This is a genomic window from Paenibacillus sp. P4_A9 (genome assembly GCF_056402415.1).
Map to the genome: position 1 here is coordinate 1 of NZ_JBFUHL010000124.1, position 6109 is coordinate 6109.

The following is a 6109-nucleotide window of genomic DNA, read 5'->3' on the forward strand; positions in this document are numbered from 1 at the left end:
GATTTACACCATGAATAATCCTGTTTTTTTGAACCATATCTAATAATTGCCCAATTGAGACCTTAAACGTATCATCCGTATTACTGATCAGTAAATGAGCAGATAACTTGTCATCTGACACAGTAATACTAATGTAGTAATCCAAAGGCATGTTCCCTTCACTCACGGACATACCACCTTTCCATACTTTCAGAATAAGTTTAATTATCTTGAAAAAGTTGATTTTTAAATCGTCCGAGTACACCTTTTAGACGTAAGATCGCTTTAGAATGCAGTTGTGAAATGCGTGACGGAGATAATGACATGACTTCTGCAATTTCACTTAAGGATAATTCTTCGAAATAAAATAGGGAGACAACCGTTCTCTCTTTTTCCGTCAATCGGTCTATAGCTTTCGCTAATGATTCTTTGAGATAAAACTCATTCACTTGAGATTCTGGATCTTTGGCTTTCTCATCAACAATGAGAGAAAGTCTGGTTTCCGATTCTTCTTCTCGAATGGGATCATCAATCGAACATATTGTCGTAATAGAAATATCTTGAAGCATTTGTTGGAAATCCTGCTCACTGATTTCCAGATAACTACTTATTTCCGTATCCGTGACAGATCGCAGATATTGCTGTTCCAACTTTTGATAGGCTTCTTCTACCTTTTTAGCCTTTTCCCTTACGGATCTTGGAACCCAATCCCCTTGTCGTAAGCCATCAATAATAGATCCACGAATTCGCCATGATGCATAGGTTTCAAATTGTAAGCCACGTGCATAATCAAACTTCTCGATGGCATCAATTAATCCCATGGCCCCAAAGCTAGATAAATCGTCTTTTGAAACACTTTTTGGAAGACCAATAGCTAATCTACCTGAAACATACTCCACTAAAGGTAAATAATTCTCAATTAGTGCTTGTCTCGCTGCAATTATGCCCTGTTCTTTCCACTGCTTCCACCATTCAATATTCGCAAGTTGAACTTGCTTTTGATCAATCATGATTTAAGATTCACCATCCTTAATCTTCAGACATTCGCCTCAAGGCACCCGCCAGTTGTTCAGGGTCCAAATTATTCTTGGTGACTAGCTTAGGTGGATTCAATGGTGAAAATTGCATTTCATTAGAATGTGCATCTTTATTATTGTTCGTGTGATTCAACTTCATCATTTCCCGCGTTACCTCATCCTCATCGGGAGTACTCAAATCTAGGTTTTGACCAACCGTGGATGAGGAGTTCCCGTCTGTTGAATCCTCAATAGAAGATACAGGAGCAATTAATAGCCCTAACACCCATCTAAATCCAAATGTTATTACGAATAAAATGAGAAAGCTGTAACCACTTTTGATGCAGGATGATAGGAATAAGTTATTGCCAATCGATAAAGCAAAAGTAAACAAACCTGCTAACAATGCTACTATGAGATTTATTCGTATAGTCCCAATCATCATTAAATTTCCTTTACTCCCAATTGAACACTACGGATCAGTAAGATGCCAGTCGCACTAAAAAATTCAATCGTACGACCATAATTAGCTCCTGTATCCTCAGCTAGAATTGGAATCTTGTAACGATTCAACATTTCCTTACAAGATTCTACATTCCTCGGTCCGATTCTCATCGTATCATTATTTCCTGCAAAAGCAAACATTTGGGCGCCGCCAGCAAGCTTAGCTTCTAATTTACTTATGCTTGCTCCTAGCTTTTCCATTCTAGAAATAAGTTCAGGAATTGCCGTGTCGGCATACTTGGCAATGTTCAAATTGCCTTCACGTGCTATTTCAGAAGAAGGCAGCATGACATGTGCCATTCCTGCTACTTTTGAACGGCTGTCGTATAGCGTTACTCCTACACATGAACCCAAGCCTGTTGTCTTCAAAACACCAATTTGATGAGCAACATTCAAGTCAGCCATACCCACTTTAATTAAGTTTTCTTGCGTCATGGAGAGACTACCCCTAATGCCGAAAAGATTTTACCAAACGATTCCGGATCAGGGATTAAGAAAAAGTGCCCTTGCACTTCATTGTCCCCTTCCAAAAATTTAGTATCAATGAGAAGAGCCTGATCTCCCATTTGACCAAATTGCAATAAACCATAGCTTAATATTGCACCAGCCATGTCGATCGCCAGCGCTGGAACCGTCGGCTGCATATTTAAATTCGTAAAATCAGCAAGTGAGGATAAATAAGATCCGGCAAGTATATTGCCAATTTCATTTAATGCAGATAATTCGAGCTCTGAATACTCTTCTTGATCAGGAAGTGATAAACCAACCAAGTCTCGAAGTATATTTTTGGCAGCATTCAAGTCAAGTATGAAAAACATATTCCCTGGTGCATCCCCTTCTACTCGTAAGAAGATGGCCAAGACCACAGACTCGGCACCGCCAACACTATCGCAAATTTCTTCGAAAGGCAGCATTCTTACTTTAGGAACAAGCATATCGATTGGCTTATCCAGCAGGGTTGAAAGCGCAGTTGCTGCATGACCCGCGCCGATGTTCCCTACTTCCTTAAGCACATCTAATTGAAAATCCTCTAGTCGGCTAAAAACGTCCACAAGTTATTCCTCGAATCTTTCTAGCTGCTGAATTTCACTGCGATTCAACACTTGCTCTAGGTTAAGGAGTACCAATAATCTATTTTCGCCAACACGTGCGATACCATCCAAGTATTTTGCTTTGATGCCACCAACAACTTCTGGCGGTGTATTAATATTATCCGTATCGACATCAATAACATCGTTGGCAGAGTCAACAATGAGCCCCACTTCAAAATCCGCAGCAGAAACGATGATAATACGAGTAGCATCCGTACTTGTTACCTCTTCAAGTCCGAATCGCGAACGTAGATCAATAATTGGAATAACAATACCACGTAGATTAATAACACCTTTAATAAATTCTGGTGCTTTTGGCACACGTGTCATTGGCTGCATTCTTTCAATCGTTCTAACCTTTTCTACCTCAACACCATACTCTTCCGATCCAAGTGCGAAGACAATTACCTTTTTTTCTTCTCCCATTTTGAAATCCTCCTTAACGAATATGGTTTTATTTAATCACTGCATTAGGATCAATAATCAATGCAACTTGTCCATCTCCAAGAATAGTTGCTCCTGAAATTGCGAAAATACCAGTTAAATATTTACCGAGTGTTTTTAATACGATCTCTTGCTGACCAATAAATTCATCTACCATTAGCGCTACTTGTTTATCACCTTTGCGAACAACAACGATTTCTGTTTCTTCCTCCAAATCCTCATTGAAATCAGGAACCTGGAATAAGGAACTCACGGACACTAATGGGATGACCGATTTGCGATAATCAATCATTTTAGTTCCTTGGATGTTACGGATCTGAGACTTTTGAATAGCTGAAGTTTCAACAATGGAAGACAATGGAATCGCATATTTCTCACTACCMAGACGCACTAGCATCGCAGAAATAATAGAGAGAGTCAGTGGTAACTGTACGGAAAATTTGCTTCCGAAGCCTGGCTTCGAATCAACTTGAACATGTCCACCCAACATTTGAATCTTCGTCTTAACAACATCTAAACCAACACCGCGACCTGAAATATCAGAAATTTTCTCAGCTGTACTAAAACCAGATGCAAATAGTAAGTTGTATACTTCATGATCCGTTAATTTTGCAGCTTGTTCTGCTGTAACGAGACCATTTTTCAAAGCTGTTTTCAAAACCTTCTCACGGTAAATACCCTTGCCATCTTCCTCGATCTCGATAAAGACATGGTTACCACTGTGGAATGCGCGAAGCTGAATAGTTCCTTGCTCTGGTTTACCTGCAGCCACACGCTCACTGATCGATTCAATCCCATGATCGACGGCATTTCGCAATAAATGGACTAATGGATCACCAATTTCATCAATGACCGTACGGTCTAATTCTGTATCCGCACCCGTAATCACAAGATCTACTTTTTTGTCCAAGGATTTCGCTAAGTCTCTGATCATTCGAGGAAATCTATTAAATACCGAATCTACTGGAACCATGCGAAGCTTCAAAACGATATTTTGCAAATCGCTGCTTACACGAGACATGTGTTCAACAGTTTCCGTCAAATCATTGCGTTTCACTTCACTCGCTAACTGCTCTAAGCGAACACGGTCAATCAAAAGCTCACTGAATAAATTCATCAATGTGTCTAAACGCTCAATATCAACACGAATCGTACGACTTGCAACCGGAGCTCCACCTGCTACAGGTTTTACAGCCGTTACTATTGGATCGACAGTTTTCGATTCAGGTGCATCAGCAGCCGTAATTGTTGCAGCAACAGCCGCTGCAATTTCTTGGCGTGCGGTTTCAATTTCCTTAGCTGGGCGAGATAATTCTGCTAGTGATTCTGTATCTACTGTGATAATAACGGCAGAAGCAATCTCAGAAACATTCAAAATCGCTTTCTCTAGTGTTGCTTGATCTACTTTCGAAATAAAGAAGAGTGAAAATGAGCGATCAAACTTCTCTTGTTCAATTTCTTGCACGGAAGGCGTTGACTTAATGATCTCGCCCATTCTTTCCATAGCTTCGAATACCATGTAAGCACGTGCCGCTTTCAACACGCAGTTCTCGTTGACACTGACTTCAATATAGAATACCAAAAAACCTGATTCTATCGACTGTTTAAGAATGGAATATTGAAACTCATCCACTTCAATCCCTTTGGCTGGTTCATTCACAATAACAGCAACTGAGGGAGCTTGCGTTTTTTTGTAGTCACCTGTCACGATGGATCTTAGAGAACCGACGATCGGACTTACATCCGCTTGGCCTGTACCGCCTTGAATGATATCTTCCACCATGGATTCCAAGGAGTCTAAACTTTTAAAAATACAATCAAATATGTAAGAGTCCATATCAATTTTGCTATTACGTACGAGGTCAAGCACATTTTCCATGTCATGTGTAAGTGCCGCGATGTCCTCAAACCCCATTGTTGCTGACATTCCTTTTAACGTATGAGCCGAACGAAAAATGTTATGTACGATACTTATGTCTTTTGGACTACTTTCTAAATTCAGAAGATTTTCATTCAATGATTGCAAATGCTCTTTTGATTCATCGATAAACATCGATAGATATTGACTTAGTTCCACTACCACACACCTCCAATAGAATCATCCAATTCATCCAGTACCCTATGTTTGCTTCAATTCATTTCATTCAGTACACACCTTGATAAACGAACTGCTATATCCTGTTGAGGTAAGACAAGCATCGCAGCTTGATTTTCTACAGCTGCTCTAGRCATCCCATACACGATACAGGTTTCTTCCGCCTCGGCAATTGTTGTTGTTGCACCTGATTGCTTCAGAGAAAGCATCCCTTTGGCTCCGTCACTTCCCATACCAGTCATCAAAACGACATGTCGCTTTAATTCATTCATGCTTATTAAGGATTCAAACATGACATCAACAGATGGGCGGTGACCAGAAACAGGTTCATCTTTGGTTAATTTAATTTTGTACGTTCGGTTCGGATCTCTGTAGATAACCATATGCCATCCCCCCGGAGCCACATAAGCAGTAGCTGTTTGAAGGATTTCGCCATCCGCCGCTTCAACAACCCTAATTTGCGAAATATCATTCAAACGTTGGGCTAGTGATTTGGTGAAATTAGGCGGCATATGCTGAACAATTAAAATTGGAGCTGGGAAACCTGCAGGAATATTGGAAATCACCTGATGTAAAGCTCGTGGACCACCGGTTGAAGTACCTATCGCAACTACATGACTAAAATGTGTAGAAGCTTGGCTAGCCGGAACATTCGCATCTGACTGTTTCAGAGTTTCTTTCATCATTTTTGATCTCAACGACAATGGATTAACCTTTGCTAATGGAGACGGTGTACGAGTAGGTTGGATGATATTCATTTTCGAACGAACTGCCATAAGCAGTTTCTCATGCAGCAATAGCTTAACCTTATACAAATCCAGAGATATGGATCCCGACGGCTTTCGAATAAAGTCTACTGCTCCCCACTCCAAAGCTTTAATCGTCTCGGCAGCTCCTTCTTGCGTTAAGGAGCTTAACATGATGACAGGGGTTGGTTGCTCTTCCATGATGTGTTTAAGCGCATCCAATCCATTCATAAC

The 6109-nt window shown here is 40.4% G+C and carries 7 protein-coding genes; all 7 read right to left on the minus strand.

The window, feature by feature from the left end:
- Positions 1–200: 200 nt before the first annotated feature.
- Positions 201–989, minus strand: a complete 789-nt coding sequence (locus AC1DVJ_RS29410) for a FliA/WhiG family RNA polymerase sigma factor (RefSeq protein WP_477596201.1) — start codon at positions 987–989, stop codon at positions 201–203.
- A gap of 19 nt (positions 990–1008) precedes the next feature.
- Positions 1009–1440, minus strand: coding sequence for a hypothetical protein (locus tag AC1DVJ_RS29415; RefSeq protein ID WP_477596203.1), 432 nt, complete (start codon positions 1438–1440; stop codon positions 1009–1011).
- On the minus strand, positions 1440–1934 hold the full coding sequence (locus AC1DVJ_RS29420; RefSeq protein WP_477596205.1) for a chemotaxis protein CheD: 495 nt from the start codon (positions 1932–1934) through the stop codon (positions 1440–1442). The genes AC1DVJ_RS29415 and AC1DVJ_RS29420 overlap by 1 nt, the downstream gene beginning before the upstream one ends.
- Positions 1931–2551, minus strand: a complete 621-nt coding sequence (locus tag AC1DVJ_RS29425; RefSeq protein ID WP_477596207.1) for a chemotaxis protein CheC — start codon at positions 2549–2551, stop codon at positions 1931–1933. The genes AC1DVJ_RS29420 and AC1DVJ_RS29425 overlap by 4 nt, the downstream gene beginning before the upstream one ends.
- A gap of 3 nt (positions 2552–2554) precedes the next feature.
- Positions 2555–3016, minus strand: coding sequence for a chemotaxis protein CheW (locus AC1DVJ_RS29430; protein ID WP_477596210.1), 462 nt, complete (start codon positions 3014–3016; stop codon positions 2555–2557).
- Between the two features lie 28 nt (positions 3017–3044).
- Positions 3045–5111 carry a chemotaxis protein CheW gene (locus AC1DVJ_RS29435; protein ID WP_477596212.1) on the minus strand — a complete coding sequence of 689 codons (2067 nt, stop codon included), beginning with the start codon at positions 5109–5111 and terminating at the stop codon, positions 3045–3047.
- A gap of 53 nt (positions 5112–5164) precedes the next feature.
- Positions 5165–6109 (minus strand): chemotaxis-specific protein-glutamate methyltransferase CheB (cheB, locus tag AC1DVJ_RS29440; RefSeq protein WP_477596214.1); only part of this gene is annotated, 945 nt, incomplete at its 5' end.

Coding starts and splice junctions, on each gene's coding strand:
- AC1DVJ_RS29420 (WP_477596205.1), bottom strand. CDS start 1,934: ATGACGCAAGAAAACTTAATTAAAGTGGGTATGGCTGACTTGAATGTT.
- AC1DVJ_RS29430 (WP_477596210.1), bottom strand. CDS start 3,016: ATGGGAGAAGAAAAAAAGGTAATTGTCTTCGCACTTGGATCGGAAGAG.
- AC1DVJ_RS29410 (WP_477596201.1), bottom strand. CDS start 989: ATGATTGATCAAAAGCAAGTTCAACTTGCGAATATTGAATGGTGGAAG.
- AC1DVJ_RS29415 (WP_477596203.1), bottom strand. CDS start 1,440: ATGATGATTGGGACTATACGAATAAATCTCATAGTAGCATTGTTAGCA.